A 16,645-nucleotide genomic window follows, 5' to 3' on the forward strand; every position below is an offset into this window, starting at 1 on the left:
ACCCTCACCAAGGACGATCCCGATGACCCGACTGATGACCCTGCTGGCCACCGCCGCCGCCTTCGCCACCCCCCTGCACGCGCAGGAGATCACCGAGTTCCGCATCGGCCTTCTGGGCGGCGAGAACGCCCAGGACCGCATGGCGTCGAACGAATGCCTGCGCGGCTATGCCGAAGAGGCGCTTGGCGTGCCGGTCCGCCTGTTCACCCCCGCCGATTACAACGGCGTCATCCAGGGCCTCCTGGGCGGCGCGCTGGACATGGCCTGGCTGGGCGCCTCGGCCTATGCCGCCGTCTACGTGGCCGACGAGAACGCGGTCGAGCCGGTGCTGGTCAAGACCAACCTGGACGGCAGCTACACCTATCACTCGATCGGCTTCGCCCGCACCGACAGCGGCATCACCTCGGTCGCCGATATGGAGGGCAAGTCCTTCGCCTTCGCCGACCCGAACTCGACCTCGGGCTTCCTGATCCCCAACGTGGAACTGCCCGCCGAGGGCTATTCGATGGCCGAGGGCGAGTATTTCAGCCGCATCGGTTTTTCGGGCGGCCATGAGCAGTCGATCATCGCGGTCGTGAACGGCGATTACGATGCCGGCGTCACCTGGGCCGACGGTCAGGGCGAATGGGAAGACGGCTACAACTCGGGCGCGCTGCGCAAGGCGGCCGATGCGGGCATCGTCGACATGAACGACATCGTCGAGATCTGGAAGTCCTCGCCCATCCCGGAAGGCCCGGTCGTGCTGCGTCAGGACCTGCCCGGCGACGTCAAGCAGACCATGATCGACCTGGTCGCCGGTCTGCACGAGGCCGATCCCGACTGCGCCTATGGCGTGGCGGCGGGCGAGACGGCGGGCTTCACCCCCGTCACGCATGAGGAATACCAGACCATCATCGACATCCGCCGCGCCGAGATGAACTGATCCTCTTGCCCAATCCGGCCGGACCCCGCGCGGGTCCGGCCTTTTGCATTTCCGGGGGACCCGCGATGGCATTGGCCGATATCCGCGACGACTATCTGGCGCAGACGCGCCGCAAGCGCCTCTATGGCGGGCTGCTGGTCGTGATCTTCGTGGCCATGATGGTGTCGGGCTTTCGCATCGCCGACGGGCGCAATGCGGGCGGCTTCTGGCAGGGGCTGCATCAGGTGGGCGACTTTCCCGCCGCCCTGATCGGCGAGGCCATCGAGAAGGCCGCCAACCTGCCCCTTCACATGCTGAACGCCGTCCCGGCGCTGATCGAGACGCTGAACATCGCCCTCGTCGCCACCCTGCTGGGCTGCATGGCGGGCACCGCGCTGGCCATGGCCGCGACGCGCGGGCTGGCGCGCTGGCCGCGCCTGGTGCCGGTCGCGCGGCGCGTGTCGGATGTCTTCCGCGCGATCCCCGAGATCGTCATCGCGCTGATCCTGATCTTCATCCTGGGCGGCGGCCCGGTCCCCGCCGTCATCGCCATCGCCATCCACACGGCAGGCGCGATGGGCAAGCTGTTCTCGGAAGTGAACGAGAACGTCGATCTGAAGCCGGTCGAGGGGCTGGCCTCGGTCGGCGCCATCTGGTCGCAGCGCATCTGGCTGGGGGTGATCCCGCAGGTCGCGCCCAACTACCTGTCCTATGCGCTGCTGCGGCTGGAGGTGAACATCCGCGCCTCGGCCATCCTGGGCTTCGTGGGCGCGGGCGGCATCGGCTATGAATTGCGCAACGCCATGACCTTCGGGCAGGGCAAGTTCGATCAGGCGGCGGCGATCTTCCTGATGCTGTTCGCCACCATCGTCGTCGTCGACCAGATCTCGGGCCTGGCCCGCAACCGCCTGACGCACGGAGCGCCTGCATGAGTGCCCCCGATCTGTCCAACCCCGCCGCGAGCGCCCCGCAAAGCGCCGCCGACACCCTGCGCGACGCCACCATCCGGCTGATGGACCGCAAGCGGCGCCGGGCGCTGGCGGTGCCGGTGCTGATGCTGGTCTATCTGGTCTATGCCGCCATCTCGTTCGATCTGGCGGGGCTGGCGCAGCGGGCACGGCTGGACAATGCCGCGATCCTTTTGTCGGACATGGTCACGCACAAGGTGCATGTGGCCCGCGACAACCGGCGCGAGACCGTGCAGGTCGCCGTCGAGGGCTCGAACCGCGCGATCTATCCGGCGGACCGCCTGCCCGACTGGATCGAGGCGCAGGACGACGTGACCCGCATCGATCTGGGCGCGGGCCATGTGGTGACCTATGACGGGCCACGCACGACCTATGACATCCCCGGTTACGGCCCCGTGACGCTGGTGGTCGGCGAGGATATCGCGCTGGACGTGCCCGGCGGCACGGTGCCCGAGTTCATCAACGCCTCCCCCGCCCGCGTGACCATCACGACCGATCAGGGCCGCGTCACCGCCACCCGGTCGCGCACCGAGACGCTGCGCTATTTCTGGGGGTGGGAGATGTTCTTTTTCGACCTCTCCAGCCCCTTCTCGGGCCAGTCGGCGGGCGCCGTGCTGGGCACGATCCTCGGCGGCGAGCGGCTGGTGGCGGAGCAGAGCAACCTGTCCCTTGCCCTGTCCGAGTTCTGGACCAATGACATCTGGCAGCACGGCGCCGTGGCCTGGGCGATCTTCGAGACGATCCTGATGGCCTTCCTGGGCACCTTCGGCGCGGCCTTCGTGGCGCTGCCGCTGGCCTTTCTGGCCGCGCAGAACTTCACCCCCTCGCGCTGGCTGCGCTTCGCCGTGCGCCGCGTCTTCGATTTCGTGCGCGGCGTGGACGCGCTGATCTTCACCATCATCCTGTCGCGCGCCTTCGGCCCCGGCCCGCTGACCGGCGCGCTGGCGATCCTGCTGACCGACACCGGCAGCTTCGGCAAGCTGTTCTCGGAGGCGCTGGAAAACGTCGACGACAAGCCGATCGAGGGCATCCGGTCCACCGGGGCCAGCGCCATCCAGCGCTATCGCTTCGGCGTCATCCCGCAGGTCATGCCGGTGCTGCTGTCGCAGATGCTGTATTTCCTGGAATCCAACACCCGCAGCGCCACGATCATCGGCGCGATCACCGGCGGCGGCATCGGGCTGCTGCTGACCCAGGCCATCCAGACCACGCAGGACTGGGAGAAGGTGACCTATTACATCCTGCTGGTGGTCATCATGGTCATCGCCATGGACAGCCTGTCGGGCTGGCTGCGCCGCAAGCTGATCCGGGGCGAGTGACCCCGAGGGCGGCTCAGTCCGCCAGCACCAGCGTCACCCGGTCGCCGGCGAACCAGGTCCGGCCCATCTCGACCGGCCGACCCTGCAGGTCGCGGTTCAGCGCGTCGGATCTCAGGATCGGCGCGCCCCGCGCGATCCGCAGGGTCGCGGCCTGGGTCGGGCTGGCCAGCTTGGCGGTCAGGCGGGTGCTGGCGCGGGTGTAATCGGCCACCCCACAGGCAGCCAGCGCCGCCGTGATGGACTGCAGCCGCGCGGCATGGTCGGGAAACCCCTCCAGCCAGCCGGGCAGGACCGACCGGAACAGCGCCAGCGGCTGGTCGTCGGCCAAGGAGATCCCCTCGATCACATGGACCGGATCGCCGGGCGACAGGTCCAGCGCCTGCGCCTCGGTCGCGTCGCAGGGCCGCGTCTCCAGCCGGGTGAAGCGGTGCGCGCCGGTGCGCCCCTGCGCCGCCAGGTTCTGTGAGAACCGCACCCGGGGGCCAAGCGCATAATCCGTGGCCTGCCCGGTGACGAAGACCCCCGCCCCGCGCCGGGGTCGGACCAGACCGGCCTCGACCAGATGGGACAGCGCATGGCGCACCGTGTGGCGGTTCACGCCGAAGCGCGCCGACAGCTGCGCCTCGGAGGGCAGGCGCGCGCCGGGCGGGTAATGGCCGCCGGTGATCTCGGCCCGCAGGCTGTCGGCGATGGATTGCCACAGGGTCGGCTTGGCGTCTGTCATGGAAAATTCACGGGCCTTCGGGCGGGGATCGCGCTATCACTTGTCTAGTTGTATAGAAGACTGGACAGGTTTGCAAGATGTCTGCACCCCCCGATCCCCGCCGCGACTGGCTGTCCCTGATGGCGCGCTCGGCCCCCGAGCGGCTGGCCGAGGTGCTGCCCGACCTGCCCGCCCACGCCCTTCTGCGCGCGCCCGAGACAGGCACCGTCATGGTGCAGGGCCGCGTCAGCGCCACCGGCGCGCCCTTCAATCTGGGCGAGATGACGGTGACCCGCTGCGCCATAAGGCTGGACTGCGGGACGGTGGGGCACGGCCATGTGCAGGGCCGCAGCCACGCCCATGCCCGCCGCGCGGCGGTGGTGGATGCGCTGATGCAGACCGATGAGGCCCCGCGCCTGACGCCCCTGCTGGAGGGCTTGCGGACCACGGCGCAGGCCGCCCGCGATCTGCGCGCCGCCAAGGCCGCCGCCACCCGCGTCGAGTTCTTCACCCTGCAGCGCGGAGAAGACGCATGAGCGCCCTGACCGGGGGATTCACCGACCCCGCCATCCAGTCGGCCCAAGGCTTCCGCATCCTGATGCAGGCCATGGCCCATCCCGGCACGATCCACGATCTGGCGCTGGCCGCGCCCCCGGCGCCTCTGGGTCGGGCGGCGGGCACGGTCCTGCTGCTCTTGGCCGATCCGACGACTCCGGTCCATCTGGCCGCCCCTGCGCCCGATCTGGCCGAGTGGCTGCGCTTTCACGCGGGCTGCCCGCTGAGCGACGCCGAGACCGCCACCCTGGCCCTGGGCCGCTGGTCCGACTTGCAGCCGCTGGACCGCTTCCCGGTGGGCCTGCCGGATTACCCCGACCGCTCGGCCACGCTGATCGTGGAACTAGACCGGCTGGAGAATGACGGGCCCCGCCTGACCGGCCCCGGGATCAAGGACCATGCCCGCCTCTCCCTGCCCGAAACGGCGGCCTTCCGCGCCAACCACGCGCGGGCCCCGATGGGCCTCGATTTTATCCTGACCTGCGGCGACCAGCTGGCCTGCCTGCCGCGCAGCACCATCGTGGAGGACTGCTGATGTATGTCGCCGTCAAGGGGGGCGAGCGCGCCATCGACAATGCCCATGCCTGGCTGGCCGAAGAGCGGCGCGGCGATCCCGACCTGCCGCTGATGTCGGTGGCCCAGATCCGCGCGCAGATGACCTTGGCGGTGAACCGGGTGATGGCCGAGGGCTCGCTCTATGATCCCGATCTGGCCGCGCTGGCGATCCGGCAGGCGCGGGGCGACCTGATCGAGGCGGTCTTCCTGATCCGCGCCTATCGCACCACGCTGCCCCGGCTTGGCGCATCGGTGCCGCTGGACACGGGCGCGATGGCGGTGGACCGGCGCGTCTCGGCCACCTTCAAGGACCTGCCCGGCGGGCAGGTGCTGGGCCCGACCTTCGATTACACCCACCGTCTGCTGGATTTCGCCGAGGCCGCCGCCGTCGACCCCGCCCCCCTGGCCCAGCCCGACCCCGCGCCCCTGCCCCATGTCACCCAGATCCTGGACCGCGACGGGCTGATCGAACCCATAGCCCCCGACGACAGCCCCGCCCCCGACCTAACCCGCGAGCCGCTGGAACTGCCCGCCTGCCGCGCCCTGCGCCTGCAGGCCCTGGCGCGCGGCGACGAGGGCTTCCTGCTGTCACTGGCCTATTCCACGCAGCGCGGATACGGGCGCACCCATGCCTTCGTCGGCGAATTGCGCATCGGCCGCGTGGCGGTCGAGATGGAGATCCCCGAACTGGGCTTTTCCATCGAGATCGGCGAGATCGAGCTGACCGAATGCGAGACGGTGAACCAATTCAAGGGCAGCCGCCTTGAACCCGCTCAGTTCACGCGCGGCTACGGGCTGGTGCCGGGCCAGTCCGAACGCAAGGCCATCGCCATGTCGCTGGTGGACCGCGCCCTGCGCTGGCAGGAGCTGGGCGAGGATTTCACCGGCGCCCCCGCGCAGGACGCCGAATTCGTGCTGTCCCATTGCGACAACATCCAGGCGACGGGGTTTCTGGAACATATCAAGCTGCCCCATTACGTCGATTTCCAGGCCGAGCTGGAGCTGGTCCGCCGCCTGCGCGCCGACGCCCACACCGCCCTTCAGGAGGCTGCCGAATGATCACCACCCTCGTCTTCGACATCGGCAACGTGCTGATCCGGTGGGACCCGGTGGCGCCGTTCCTGCCGCGCTTGGGCGACCGCGCAACGGTGCAGGCCTTCATCGACCGCGTAGGCTTTGCCGCGCTGAACCTGCGCGCCGACGGGGGCGAAACCTTCGACGCTCTCGCAACCGGCATCGCGGACCCGCAGGACCGCGCGATCTTCTGCGACTACCTTCCCGGCTATGCGGCCTCGATCGCCGAGCCGATCGAAGGCACATGGGCGCTGCTGGAGCGGCTGCGGGCGCGCGGCCATGCGATCCACGCGATCACCAACTGGTCGGCCCAGACCTGGCCCATCGGTCTGGCGACCCATCCCCGGCTGGCCACCGCCTTCGGCACCACCATCGTGTCGGGGATCGAGGGCGTCATCAAGCCCGACCCCCGCATCTTCGCGCTGCTCTGCGATCGCGCGGGGGTGGCGCCCGAGGACTGCCTGTTCATCGACGACAGCGCCTACAACATCGCGGGCGCGCTGGCCTCGGGGATGGCAGCGCACCGCTTCACCGATCCCGACACGCTGGAACGCGACCTGACCGCGCGGGGGCTGCTGTGAGCGATTACAACTTCGCCTATCTGGACGAACAGACCAAGCGGATGATCCGCCGCGCGATCCTGAAGGCGCTGGCGATCCCCGGCTATCAGGTGCCCTTCGCCAGCCGCGAGATGCCCATGCCCTATGGCTGGGGCACCGGGGGCGTGCAGCTGACCGCCGCCTGCCTGGTGCCCGAGGACCGGCTTAAGGTCATCGACCAGGGCGCCGACGACACCACCAATGCCGTCAGCATCCGCAAGTTCTTTCAGCGCACCGCAGGCGTGGACGTGACGACCGACACGACCGAGGCCACGCTGATCCAGACCCGCCACCGCATCCCCGAGACGCCCCTGACCCAAGGCCAGATCCTCGTCTATCAGGTGCCCATCCCCGAACCCCTGCGCTTTCTGGAACCGCGCGAGACCGAGACCCGCAAGATGCACGAGCTGGAGGAATACGGGCTGATGCACGTCAAGCTCTACGAGGACATCGCCCGGCACGGCCAGATCGCGACCTCCTATGACTATCCCGTCAAGGTCGAGGGGCGCTATGTCATGGACCCCTCGCCCATCCCGAAATTCGACAATCCCAAGCTGTCGGACAGCCCGGCGATCCAACTGTTCGGCGCAGGCCGCGAACAGCGCATCTATGCGCTGCCGCCCTATACCCAAGTGGTCAGTCTGGATTTCGAGGATCACCCCTTCGATCCCAGCAAGGCCGATCACGACTGCGACCTCTGCGGCGCCAGTGCCAGCTATCTGGACGAGGTGATCACCGACGACCAGGGCGGTCGGATGTTCGTCTGTTCCGACACCGATTACTGCACCACCCGCACGGGCATGGGGCATCGGGGCCGTCTGGCGGAGGATGCGGCATGAGGGACATGACCCAACCCATTCTGTCGGTGACGGGGCTGGAGCGTCGCTATGGCGCCCGCATCGGCTGCACCGATGTCGGCTTCGATCTCTATCCCGGCGAGGTGCTGGGCATCGTCGGCGAAAGCGGCTCGGGCAAGTCGACGCTGCTCTCCTGCCTGGCGGGGCATCAGGGCGTCGATGCGGGCTCGGTCACCTATGACGGGCGCGACGTGCTGGCGATGGCCGAGACCGAGCGCCGCCGTCTGGCGCGCACCGAATGGGCCTATGTCCACCAGCACGCCCGCGACGGGCTGCGCATGAGCGTCAGCGCGGGGGCCAATGTGGGCGAACGGCTGATGGCCACCGGCCACCGCCATTACGGCGAGATCCGGGCGGCGGCGGTGGACTGGCTGGGCCGGGTCGAGATCGCCGAGGATCGCATCGACGACCGCCCCACGGCCTTCTCGGGCGGCATGCAGCAGCGGCTGCAGATCGCGCGCAATCTGGTCACCGGGCCGCGTCTGGTCTTCATGGACGAGCCCACCGGGGGTCTGGATGTCAGCGTGCAGGCGCGGCTGCTGGATCTGCTGCGCGGGCTGGTGCGCGACATGGGGCTGTCGGTCATCATCGTCACCCATGATCTGGCGGTGGTGCGGCTTCTGGCGGACCGGCTGATGGTCATGAAGTCCGGCAGGGTGGTCGAACAGGGCCTGACCGATCAGGTGCTGGACGATCCGCAGCATGCCTATACGCAGCTTCTCGTCTCTTCCGTCCTGCAGGTGTAAGCCATGATCCATGTCGAGAATCTCTCCAAGACCTTCACGCTGCACAATCAGGGCGGCACGGTGATCCCGGTCATGGCGGGCGCCAACCTGCATGTGGACCCCGGCGAATGCGTCGGGCTGGTGGGCCGGTCGGGGTCGGGGAAATCCACGCTGATGCGGATGATCCACGGCAACTACCTGCCCGCAGGCGGCTCGATCCGCATCGCGGGGGTACAGATGGCGGGGGCCGAGCCGCGCCGCGTCATCGCCCTGCGCCGCGACACGTTGGGCTATGTCAGCCAGTTCCTGCGCGTCCTGCCCCGCGTCCCGACGGTCGAGGTGGTGGCCGAACCCCTGCGCGCGCTCGGCGTGGCGCAGCTAGATGCGCAGGCCCGGGCCGAATGCCTGCTGTGGCGGCTGAACATCCCGCGCCGCCTGTGGTCGCTGTCGCCCACCACCTTCTCGGGCGGCGAGCAGCAGCGGGTGAACATCGCGCGGGGCTTCGTCCATCCCTTCCCGGTCCTGCTGCTGGACGAGCCCACCGCCAGCCTGGACGCCCAGAACCGCGAGGTCGTGCTGGCCCTGATCCTCGAGGCGAAGGCGCGCGGCGCCGCGATCCTGGGGATCTTCCATGACGAGGAGGCGCGCGCCCGCGTCTGCGACCGGCTGGTCGACGTGACGGGCTTCACCCCCGCCCGGCCCTCGGGCGGGCAGGCGGCATGATCGCCGCCGTCGTCGGTCCCTCGGGCGCGGGCAAGGACACGCTGATCGAGGGCGCGCTGGCCGCATGGCCCGCGCTGCGCCTGGCGCGGCGGGTCATCACCCGACCGTCCGATTCGGGCGGCGAGGATTTCGACGGCGTGACAACGGACGAATTTGCCCGGATGCAGCGGGACGGCCTCTTCGCGCTGGACTGGCAGGCGCATGGGCTGTGCTACGGCATCCCCCGCGACCAGCTGGCGGGCGACGGCCCGGTGATCTTCAACGGCAGCCGCGCGGCCCTGCCGCAGGCGGTGGCGCGGCTGCCGGGGCTGCGGGTGGTGCTGGTCACCGCCCCCACCGCCCTGCTGGCCCGCCGTCTGGCCGCGCGGGGCCGCGAGACCGAGGATGACATCGCCGCCCGGCTGGACCGCGCGGGCTTTGCCCTGCCCCCCGGCATCGCCCATGTCACGGTCGTGAACGACGCGAGCCCCGAGCAGGGCATCGCGCGCCTGCTGACAGCCCTTCAGCCCGACAACGTGCTGCGGTGACGCAGATGGAAGCGGCCCTGCGCGTCCTCGGCCATCAGGCACAGATCGGCGATCACGAAGGGGCGCGGCAGCACCGGCCCAAGATGCGCCCGCAGCACCTGCGCGACGGCCTGCGCCTGCTTGGGGGGCAGCTGGTCGGTGAGCGTCAGGTGAAAGCGGAACTCCTCCATCACGAAGGGATAGCCCCACCGGTCCAGCAGCGCGCGCTGGCGCGGGCTCAGCGTCTCGGGGCGGCGCCGCGCGATCTCGGCCTGCGTCAAGGGTGCGCGCAGCGGATCGGTGGCGCGCATCACCGCCTCGGCCAGATCCGCCAGCGCCCCGTCGCAACCCTGCGGCATCAGCGCCAGAAAGCCGTGCAGGTCGTGGATCTGCAGCCCCTCGCAACGGACCGGCGGCTGCGCGGCGGCCAGATCGTCCAGCGCGGCGATCAGGTCAGCCTCGGCCACCACGGGGCGGAAGGGCGCGCGGATCGTGCCATGAAAGCCGTACTTGCGCGGGCTGCGCGTCAGCTCGGCCACCTCGCCCGGCAGGCCGGGCAGCCGGGGCTGCGCGACCGCCCGGCCCGCCGCCACGTCCCAGCCCAGCCAGGCGGCCATCGCATCCGCGAAAGGCCCCGGTTGCGGCGCGTAATAGACTGCGTATCTGGTGAAATCCTGCATGTCCCCGGCCCTACGCTGAAACTGTCACACCCATGTGACGCTTGTCTGCCAGATCACCCGCTTTGCCCCCTCGCTTCAAGACTGGACCCTTCCGCATGACCGACACGATCCTTGCCAATGCCCGCCTCGTCCTGCCCGATGAGGTCATCCGCGGCCATCTGGTCCTGCGCGACGGCCGCATCGCCGAGATCGGACAGGGCGCGGCCCTGCCGCCGGGCGCGCTGGATTGCGACGGCGATCTGGTCATGCCCGGTCTGGTCGAGCTGCACACCGACAATTTGGAACGCCATATGGAGCCGCGGCCCGGCGTCGACTGGCCCCATGCCAGCGCCATCATCGCCCATGACGCCGAACTGGCCAGCGTGGGCATCACCACCGTCTTCGACGCGCTGCGGGTGGGCTCGGTCGTGACCGCGAACAATGCGGGCTATGGCGAATATGCCCGGGCCCTGGCCGACGAGATCCTGGACCTGCGCGCCAAGGGCGCCCTGCGCATCAGCCATTTCCTGCATCTGCGGGCCGAGATCTGTTCCCAGACCCTGCCCGAGGAGATGGCCAAGTTCGGCCCCCATGACCGCGTGGGCATCGTCAGCCTGATGGACCACACGCCGGGCGAACGCCAGTTTCGCGACATCAGCAAGCTGCGTGACTATGTCATCGGCAAGAAGGGCCTGTCCGAGGCGCAGTTCCAGTCCCATGTCGCCGACCAGCAGGCGCTGCGCGCCCGGGTGGGCGTCGCCCACGAGGCGGCGGCCGTGGCCCATGCCCGCCGCTATGGCGCGGTTCTGGCCAGCCATGACGACACCACCGCCCCGCAGGTGGCCGTCAGCGCCGGCCATGGCTGCCATTTCGCCGAGTTTCCGACCACGCTGGAGGCCGCGCAGGCGTGTCGCGATCACGGCATCAAGGTGATGATGGGCGCGCCGAACCTGATCCGGGGCGGCTCGCACAGCGGCAATGTGGCCGCCGCCGATCTGGCGCGGGCGGATCTGCTGGACATCCTGTCCTCGGATTACGTGCCCTCGGGGCTCTTGTCGGCGGCGCTTCTACTGGGCGATCTGTGGGGCGACATGGCGCGGGCGGTGGTGACGGTCACGGCCGCCCCGGCGGCGGCGGTCGATCTGGCCGATCGCGGGCGGCTGGCGCCCGGCGCGCGGGCCGACGTGATCCGCGTGACCCGGCTCGGTGCGGCGGGCGCGGTGCGTGGGGTCTGGGTGCGCGGGCAGCGCATCTGAGGCCCCACCCCTTTAGACCGGCCCCCGTCAGGCAGGCGCGCTTCCGGTCCGGCGGACCTCACCCCGCGGGACGAAGATCGTCTCGTAGGGCACCGATTCGCCGATCGAGTAGCCCTGCATCTTGGTCACGCCCAGATCGCGCAGGATATCGAAGATCTGCGGCGAGCTGACATGCTCGCCCACCACGTCCAGCCCCAGATCCGAGCAGAGCGACACCAGCGCCTCGACGATCTTCAGCTCGCGGCGTTGCGGATAGACCACATTGGCCACCAGCCCGCCGTCGATCTTGACGCAGTTCACGTCCAGATCCGTCAGATACGAGAATCCCGACAGGCCCGCGCCGAAATCGTCCAGCGCGACCGAACAGCCCATGCGCCGGAAGGCCTGCACGTTCTCCTTGGCGCGGGGCAGGTCGTAGATGGCCGAGGTCTCGGTGATCTCGAACTGGATGCGGGCGGGGGCGATGCCGGTCTGGGTCAGGATCGTCTCGATCTCGCGCCAGAAGCCGGGGCTGGACAGGGTCCGGCCCGACATGTTCAGCGAGATGTGGATATGCTCCATCCGGACCAGCGCCTCGGCATGGCCCAGGATGGCCTCGCGGATGATCCAGCCATCCATCAGGCAGATCATGCCGGTCCGTTCGGCTAAGGGCAGGAAGGCCGAGGGCGAATGCTCGCGCCCCGCGCGGTCGCGCATCTTGACCAGCACCTCGTATTGCAGCACGGGGCTGGTCTCGTCGATATCGACGATCTGCTGGGCATAGAGGACAAGGCGGCGGTCGCGCATCGCCGACAGGGCATCGGCCAGAAGCCGGGCGCTGAGAATGTCGGCCTGCAGATGCGGATGGTCGACCGAATCATATTCCACCAGATCCAGCCCCCGGATATTGGCGGCGGCGCAGGCGGCCGAGGCGATGCGCGTCAGCTCCTCGGTGTCGGTGCCGCCCTCGGTCCAGACGATCCCGGCATGGGCGGTGGTCGCGTAATCGATCGACCCGACCCGCTTGCGGCACTCGGGCACCTGGGCCAGGGTCGCGCGGACCCGGTCCAGCAGCACGTCGCGGGGCGCATCCTGCAGCCGCAGGATGATCGCCCCGCAGGGCATCGTCTGCCGGACCTGCGCGGCCCCGAACCCGTCTTCCAGCAAGGCCCGCACCGCCACGCGCAGGGCCTGCACCGGCCCGTCGCCCCCGGCGATCAAAAGCTGATCCGTATAGTTCAGGCCCACCACGCAGATTCCGCGCAGACTGCCCTTGCCCATGTCGGTCATCCGAGTCGCTCCCCCTTATCCCTGCCGCAGGGGCGTACAAAATGGGGTTATCCCCGCGACCCGGCATCCTTGTTGCGTAACACTCGAACGACGCTTTGCGGAAGGCAACCCTTCGAATAGTTTGGCTTTGGTGGCGGCGAAGGCACGGTCACCCTCTGAACTGAACCGCATACCTAACTATAAGTCAGGTTCTTATAACGATCATAATATGCAAAACGTGCGGTTGTGTTAGAGTGGATAGTATCATGCAGCAGCTTTTAATTCTTGTGAACACTTTGGGCGTCATGTCGATCTGCACGGTCGTCTACAGCCTGCTTCAGCGTCAGGTCCCCAACCGCTGGCTGCGCCATTTTTATGTGGGCCTGTCCTTCGGCATCGCGGCCATGGTCGTGATGCTGCAACCCATCTATCTGGCGCCGGGGATCCAGGCCGACACGCGCGGCGCCTTCGTCGGCATGGCCATGGCCTTCGGCGGGCCGCTGGCCGCGGCCGTGACCGTCGTGCTGGCCATCCTGACCCGGCTGTTCATCGGCGGCCAGGGCGCGACGACCGGCGTGGCGGTGATCCTTGCCACTGCCGCCTGCGCCGGGCTGTGGTTCACGGTCTTCCACGCGGCGCGCAAGCGCACCTGGCGCGCCTGGATCCTGCTCAGCGTGGCCTCCAGCCTGCCGACCTATCTGGCTTTGCACCGCTTTGCCGAGACCGGCGAGCAGCTGAAGCTGTTCCTGGCGCTTCTGATCAGCGTGCTGATGATCTGCTTCGGCAAGATGCTGGAGACCGAGCAGCGCCGCGGCCGCCGCGAGCGCGACCTGGCCCGTGCCGCCGCGACCGACCTGCTGACCGGCCTGCCCAACCGGCGCGCGCTGGAGAACTATACGCGGGAACTGGAAGAGGCAGGCGCCCAGGACGTGACGCTGCTGCTGCTGGATGTCGATCACTTCAAGCGCATCAACGACGAATACGGCCATGACGAGGGCGACCGCGTCCTGCGGGGGATCGCCGCCGCCATCAAGGCCACCATCCGCGAGGGCGATTTCGCCGCCCGCATCGGCGGCGAGGAATTCGCGGTCGTCGTCCGCACCAACGACATCACCACCGGCCATCAGGTGGCCGAGCGGTTCCGCCAGGCCGTGCAGGTCCCCTATGGCCCCCCGGCCAAGCGAAGCATCTCGACCATCAGCGTCGGGGGCTTCTCGTTCCACGGCAAGGCCTTCCGCTATCTGGACGGCTACAAGCTGGCCGATCTGGCGCTGTACCAGTCCAAGGCCGAGGGGCGCAATCGCGCCACCATCACCCCCTTCCTGCAAGCCGCCTGACACTGCCTCGGGTCCCGGGCGGCCCTGCCCGGGGCCGCCCGGGCAGGGCTATTTCCCCACACTGCCGAAAAATCGGTTCAGAGTTCTTGAGCGGGTCCGCCCCTGCGTTATGATCGATTTGTCCTCGTGTGATCGGATCGTCCCATGTCCCTGCCCCGCAGCCTTGCCCTGCTCTCGCTGATCCTTCTTGCCGCCTGTGGCGGCGGGGGCGGAGGGGGCACCGGCGATGCCCCGCCGCTGGCCCCGCCCCCCGAGGGGCGCCCGGTGGCCTCGGGGCCGTTCCAGACCTACACGACCCAGCATAACGGCTTTGCCCGGGTGCGCCGAGATGCGGCTCAGGGCCCCCGCGATGCCCGCGCCCTGGCGGCCTTCGACGACAGCAATCCCGCCGATCCCGCAGGCTATCGCGATCTGATCGCCCGGGCCGATGCCGATCGCGCCGGGCGCATGACCATCGAGGTCATCGCCGAGGTCGATCCCCGGAACGGGCGCCGGGCCACGCGCCTTTTGCGCCTGACCGCCGACCAGGCCCCCTTCGACAACCTGCGCGACGGCCAGCTGGTCGCGACCGGCGGGCAGTATTTCTTCAAGGGGCAGAGCTTTGCCTGGGTGACCATCGACGACGGCCCGCTTCTGTCGGGGCGCCACAGCGACGGGCTGGAGAACCTGATGCTGGACTTCGACCGTGGCACCGCGAATGTCGACATCCGCACCGAGGTCTCGCCCCGCTCGCAGGTCGAGATCGGGCTGCGCGCCCGCAACCTGCCCTTCAACGTGGTCACCGGCGCCTATGGCGGGGCCGCGACGATCAGCGTGCGCAACCCCGATGTCACCCAGACCTACCGGATCGACGGGCAGCTGCGCGGCAATGTCGGGGGCAGCCCGACCTATCGCGACGGGCGGCACGGCATGACCACCTCGGGCCTCTACCGGGCGGTGGGCCGGGACAAGGGACATGCGGTGCGGGTGGACGGCGCCTATAGCGGCGTCGATCCGAATGCGCGGCGCTAGGCGGCGCGTCGGACGGGTCCTGGGCCTTGCCTGCCTGATCGCCGCCACCGTCTGTGCCAATGGCGCCGCTGCGCAAGGTATCGCCGCGAGTGGCGCGGCCGGTCTGGCGGATCGGCTGCAGCTGTCCGAGGCAGCGGCGCCCGAGCGGTTGCGGCTGCGGATCCATGCGCAGGCGCTGGCGGCGGGCGCCCTGCCGCCGCGCGGGCTGGCGCGGATGCGGGCCGACATGGTGCGACAGGGCCATTACTTCGACGGCGGCCCGCCGGCGCTGGTGGCGCGCGACGCGGTGGTCGCGCCGATGCTGGCTTGGGACGGCAACATCAATGGCGGCGTGCTGCAGGACCGCTTCGTCTTCAACGGGCTGATCTTCGAGGCGGCGCCGGGCGTGCGGGCCAAGGCCGGGCTGGTCGCCGGAGGCTCGGTCGCGGGCGTCACCCGACACGCCTGGCAGACCGGCCGCCTGATCGAGCTGCGGGGCGCCGCCGAGCTGGGATGGTCGCCCGAACACCGGATCGGGCGGGCCGATGCCCTGGTCTCGGCCTGCTCGCAGAATCATCTGCGCGGCTGGACCTTTCTGGATCTCTGCGGCACGGCGGCGCGCTATTGGCGCGAGCTGGACCAAGGCACGGCCTATCAGCGATCCGCCGGGATCGTGCAGGTCCTGGCCGCCGAGCGCTCGGCACATCAGCTGGAGCTGCGGGCCAGCCGCCTGTCGGGATCGGGGCAGGATCAGACGCGCCTGTCGCTCTCCTCCGATTCGGTCTGGAGCCGCCTGGCCAGCCGGGCCGAGCTGACCCTGGGCCAGCCGCGCGAGGGGGCCACGCTGCTGGATCATCGTCTGGACGGGGGCATAACCTGGCTGATGGGCGACCGCCCCGTCAGCCTTGACCTGTCCACGCAGGTGTTGCAGGGCGGCGCCTTTCTGGGCGTGCCGCGCCGGGACCGGGTGTCGGGCGTCTCGCTGTCCACCCGCCTGCGGCCCGGCGCCTCGATCAGGGTGGGCGTGATCGACAGCCGCTCGACGGCGGGGATCGCCAATTACCGGCAGGTGACGCTGGACCTGCGGCTGGACCGGCTGCGCTAGATCCTATTCCAGCGCGGCCAGCCCGCGTCGGGTCTCGGCGGTGGCCAGTTCGCTGTGCAGGCGCATGAATTCCTGCCGGGCCTGCGCCTGACGGTTGCTGTTAAGATAGGCATAGGCGCGCAATATGGCCAGATCGCGGCGCAGGCTCCCCGTCAGCCCCTCGATGGCGTCGAAGAACTCGACCGCGCGGCGATAGTCGCGGCGGTTGTAGGCCGCCACCCCGCGCTGGTCCAGGATCTGGCGTTCGACATCGACGCGCTGCGTGCGGGTCAGATCGACACCCGCCGCGATGCGCGCGGCATTGTCGGCCATGCCCATCTGCAGATAGGCCAGCGCCATGCCATATTGCGCATCGCGGCGCTGCGTGGCGTCCAGCCGACCGCGCAGGGCCGCCTCGAACTGGGCGATGGCCTCCATGGGTCGGTCCAGATTGTAGGTCTGCCAGGCCTGCTGATAGACGCCGGTGCCTGACGGGGCCGCCGCCTGACGGGCCGGCGCTGCGGGGGCCGCCGGTGCGGGCGCCGGGGTCGCCACCGGCGCCGGCGCGGGGGCAGGCGTGGGCACG

Annotated in this window: 18 protein-coding genes and 1 pseudogene; 15 read left to right on the forward strand and 4 right to left on the reverse strand. The window is 69.5% G+C overall.

Translation table 11 applies throughout. The features are described 5' to 3' along the window. Positions 1-22: 22 nt before the first annotated feature. The 3 genes from phnD (at position 23) to phnE (FA743_RS11055) (ending at position 3,188) form a co-directional block, all read left to right on the forward strand. Positions 23-922 (forward strand): phosphonate ABC transporter substrate-binding protein, encoded by a 900-nt coding sequence (gene phnD / locus FA743_RS11045; protein ID WP_136886160.1) that lies wholly within the window; start codon positions 23-25, stop codon positions 920-922. Between the two features lie 65 nt (positions 923-987). Then, the gene (gene phnE, locus FA743_RS11050) at positions 988-1,833 is read left to right on the forward strand and encodes a phosphonate ABC transporter, permease protein PhnE (protein WP_136886161.1); all 846 of its coding nucleotides are present in this window, start codon (positions 988-990) and stop codon (positions 1,831-1,833) included. Beyond that, complete coding sequence (gene phnE, locus FA743_RS11055) at positions 1,830-3,188, forward strand: phosphonate ABC transporter, permease protein PhnE (RefSeq protein ID WP_425467182.1); 1,359 nt, start codon at positions 1,830-1,832, stop codon at positions 3,186-3,188. The genes phnE (FA743_RS11050) and phnE (FA743_RS11055) overlap by 4 nt, the downstream gene beginning before the upstream one ends. Before the next feature lie 13 nt (positions 3,189-3,201). Here phnE (FA743_RS11055) and phnF read toward each other — a convergent pair whose 3' ends face one another. Then, complete coding sequence (gene phnF, locus FA743_RS11060; protein ID WP_136886162.1) at positions 3,202-3,912, reverse strand: phosphonate metabolism transcriptional regulator PhnF; 711 nt, start codon at positions 3,910-3,912, stop codon at positions 3,202-3,204. Between the two features lie 77 nt (positions 3,913-3,989). Between phnF and phnG the strand changes: the two genes are divergently transcribed. The 8 genes from phnG to phnN are packed head-to-tail and all read left to right on the forward strand — an operon-like array spanning position 3,990 to position 9,506. Then, on the forward strand, positions 3,990-4,427 hold the full coding sequence (gene phnG / locus FA743_RS11065; RefSeq protein ID WP_136886163.1) for a phosphonate C-P lyase system protein PhnG: 438 nt from the start codon (positions 3,990-3,992) through the stop codon (positions 4,425-4,427). Then, positions 4,424-4,981 carry a phosphonate C-P lyase system protein PhnH gene (phnH, locus tag FA743_RS11070; RefSeq protein ID WP_136886164.1) on the forward strand — a complete coding sequence of 186 codons (558 nt, stop codon included), beginning with the start codon at positions 4,424-4,426 and terminating at the stop codon, positions 4,979-4,981. Before phnG ends, phnH begins: the two co-directional genes overlap by 4 nt. Further along, positions 4,981-6,060 carry a carbon-phosphorus lyase complex subunit gene (locus FA743_RS11075; RefSeq protein ID WP_136886165.1) on the forward strand — a complete coding sequence of 360 codons (1,080 nt, stop codon included), beginning with the start codon at positions 4,981-4,983 and terminating at the stop codon, positions 6,058-6,060. Before phnH ends, FA743_RS11075 begins: the two co-directional genes overlap by 1 nt. After that, positions 6,057-6,656: an HAD family hydrolase gene (locus FA743_RS11080; protein ID WP_136886166.1), complete on the forward strand. Its 600-nt coding sequence runs from the start codon at positions 6,057-6,059 to the stop codon at positions 6,654-6,656. The genes FA743_RS11075 and FA743_RS11080 overlap by 4 nt, the downstream gene beginning before the upstream one ends. After that, the gene (locus FA743_RS11085) at positions 6,653-7,513 is read left to right on the forward strand and encodes an alpha-D-ribose 1-methylphosphonate 5-phosphate C-P-lyase PhnJ (RefSeq protein ID WP_136886167.1); all 861 of its coding nucleotides are present in this window, start codon (positions 6,653-6,655) and stop codon (positions 7,511-7,513) included. Before FA743_RS11080 ends, FA743_RS11085 begins: the two co-directional genes overlap by 4 nt. Before the next feature lie 5 nt (positions 7,514-7,518). Then, the gene (gene phnK, locus FA743_RS11090; RefSeq protein ID WP_136886188.1) at positions 7,519-8,277 is read left to right on the forward strand and encodes a phosphonate C-P lyase system protein PhnK; all 759 of its coding nucleotides are present in this window, start codon (positions 7,519-7,521) and stop codon (positions 8,275-8,277) included. 3 nt (positions 8,278-8,280) lie between these two features. Beyond that, positions 8,281-8,979 carry a phosphonate C-P lyase system protein PhnL gene (gene phnL, locus FA743_RS11095; RefSeq protein WP_136886168.1) on the forward strand — a complete coding sequence of 233 codons (699 nt, stop codon included), beginning with the start codon at positions 8,281-8,283 and terminating at the stop codon, positions 8,977-8,979. After that, the gene (phnN, locus tag FA743_RS11100) at positions 8,976-9,506 is read left to right on the forward strand and encodes a phosphonate metabolism protein/1,5-bisphosphokinase (PRPP-forming) PhnN (protein ID WP_136886169.1); all 531 of its coding nucleotides are present in this window, start codon (positions 8,976-8,978) and stop codon (positions 9,504-9,506) included. Before phnL ends, phnN begins: the two co-directional genes overlap by 4 nt. Here the strand turns inward: phnN and FA743_RS11105 are convergent. Further along, on the reverse strand, positions 9,482-10,165 hold the full coding sequence (locus FA743_RS11105; protein WP_136886170.1) for a DUF1045 domain-containing protein: 684 nt from the start codon (positions 10,163-10,165) through the stop codon (positions 9,482-9,484). The two genes, phnN and FA743_RS11105, sit on opposite strands and share 25 nt — an antisense overlap. A gap of 95 nt (positions 10,166-10,260) precedes the next feature. Here FA743_RS11105 and FA743_RS11110 point away from each other — a divergent pair, with 95 nt between their 5' ends. Beyond that, on the forward strand, positions 10,261-11,400 hold the full coding sequence (locus FA743_RS11110; RefSeq protein ID WP_136886171.1) for an alpha-D-ribose 1-methylphosphonate 5-triphosphate diphosphatase: 1,140 nt from the start codon (positions 10,261-10,263) through the stop codon (positions 11,398-11,400). A gap of 27 nt (positions 11,401-11,427) precedes the next feature. On the opposite strand, the gene FA743_RS11115 is transcribed toward FA743_RS11110, so the two are convergent. After that, entirely contained in the window at positions 11,428-12,669 is a 1,242-nt protein-coding gene (locus FA743_RS11115; protein ID WP_136886172.1) for an EAL domain-containing protein, read from the reverse strand. Between the two features lie 245 nt (positions 12,670-12,914). Between FA743_RS11115 and FA743_RS11120 the strand changes: the two genes are divergently transcribed. From FA743_RS11120 to FA743_RS11130, 3 genes are all read left to right on the forward strand, one after another. After that, the gene (locus tag FA743_RS11120) at positions 12,915-13,985 is read left to right on the forward strand and encodes a GGDEF domain-containing protein (RefSeq protein WP_136886173.1); all 1,071 of its coding nucleotides are present in this window, start codon (positions 12,915-12,917) and stop codon (positions 13,983-13,985) included. 144 nt (positions 13,986-14,129) lie between these two features. Next, on the forward strand, positions 14,130-14,996 hold the full coding sequence (locus FA743_RS11125; protein WP_136886174.1) for a viral aspartic protease: 867 nt from the start codon (positions 14,130-14,132) through the stop codon (positions 14,994-14,996). Beyond that, positions 14,983-16,080 (forward strand): hypothetical protein, encoded by a 1,098-nt coding sequence (locus FA743_RS11130; RefSeq protein ID WP_136886175.1) that lies wholly within the window; start codon positions 14,983-14,985, stop codon positions 16,078-16,080. Before FA743_RS11125 ends, FA743_RS11130 begins: the two co-directional genes overlap by 14 nt. Positions 16,081-16,083: 3 nt before the next feature. On the opposite strand, the pseudogene FA743_RS20315 reads toward FA743_RS11130, so the two are convergent. After that, a pseudogene (locus FA743_RS20315) lies at positions 16,084-16,645 on the reverse strand (hypothetical protein); the annotation flags it as partial.

Source organism: Paracoccus gahaiensis (genome assembly GCF_005048225.1).
In the GTDB taxonomy this organism is placed as follows: domain Bacteria; phylum Pseudomonadota; class Alphaproteobacteria; order Rhodobacterales; family Rhodobacteraceae; genus Paracoccus; species Paracoccus gahaiensis.

Excerpts from the sequence above, each read along its gene's own strand:
- FA743_RS11120 (WP_136886173.1), top strand. The coding sequence starts at position 12,915 with ATGCAGCAGCTTTTAATTCTTGTGAACACTTTGGGCGTCATGTCGATC.
- FA743_RS11125 (WP_136886174.1), top strand. The coding sequence starts at position 14,130 with ATGTCCCTGCCCCGCAGCCTTGCCCTGCTCTCGCTGATCCTTCTTGCC.
- phnD (WP_136886160.1), top strand. The coding sequence starts at position 23 with ATGACCCGACTGATGACCCTGCTGGCCACCGCCGCCGCCTTCGCCACC.
- FA743_RS11080 (WP_136886166.1), top strand. The coding sequence starts at position 6,057 with ATGATCACCACCCTCGTCTTCGACATCGGCAACGTGCTGATCCGGTGG.
- FA743_RS11115 (WP_136886172.1), bottom strand. The coding sequence starts at position 12,669 with ATGACCGACATGGGCAAGGGCAGTCTGCGCGGAATCTGCGTGGTGGGC.
- phnE (WP_136886161.1), top strand. The coding sequence starts at position 988 with ATGGCATTGGCCGATATCCGCGACGACTATCTGGCGCAGACGCGCCGC.
- phnG (WP_136886163.1), top strand. The coding sequence starts at position 3,990 with ATGTCTGCACCCCCCGATCCCCGCCGCGACTGGCTGTCCCTGATGGCG.
- phnE (WP_425467182.1), top strand. The coding sequence starts at position 1,830 with ATGAGTGCCCCCGATCTGTCCAACCCCGCCGCGAGCGCCCCGCAAAGC.
- FA743_RS11105 (WP_136886170.1), bottom strand. The coding sequence starts at position 10,165 with ATGCAGGATTTCACCAGATACGCAGTCTATTACGCGCCGCAACCGGGG.
- phnL (WP_136886168.1), top strand. The coding sequence starts at position 8,281 with ATGATCCATGTCGAGAATCTCTCCAAGACCTTCACGCTGCACAATCAG.
- FA743_RS11130 (WP_136886175.1), top strand. The coding sequence starts at position 14,983 with ATGCGCGGCGCTAGGCGGCGCGTCGGACGGGTCCTGGGCCTTGCCTGC.
- phnH (WP_136886164.1), top strand. The coding sequence starts at position 4,424 with ATGAGCGCCCTGACCGGGGGATTCACCGACCCCGCCATCCAGTCGGCC.
- FA743_RS11110 (WP_136886171.1), top strand. The coding sequence starts at position 10,261 with ATGACCGACACGATCCTTGCCAATGCCCGCCTCGTCCTGCCCGATGAG.
- phnF (WP_136886162.1), bottom strand. The coding sequence starts at position 3,912 with ATGACAGACGCCAAGCCGACCCTGTGGCAATCCATCGCCGACAGCCTG.
- FA743_RS11075 (WP_136886165.1), top strand. The coding sequence starts at position 4,981 with ATGTATGTCGCCGTCAAGGGGGGCGAGCGCGCCATCGACAATGCCCAT.
- phnK (WP_136886188.1), top strand. The coding sequence starts at position 7,519 with ATGACCCAACCCATTCTGTCGGTGACGGGGCTGGAGCGTCGCTATGGC.
- phnN (WP_136886169.1), top strand. The coding sequence starts at position 8,976 with ATGATCGCCGCCGTCGTCGGTCCCTCGGGCGCGGGCAAGGACACGCTG.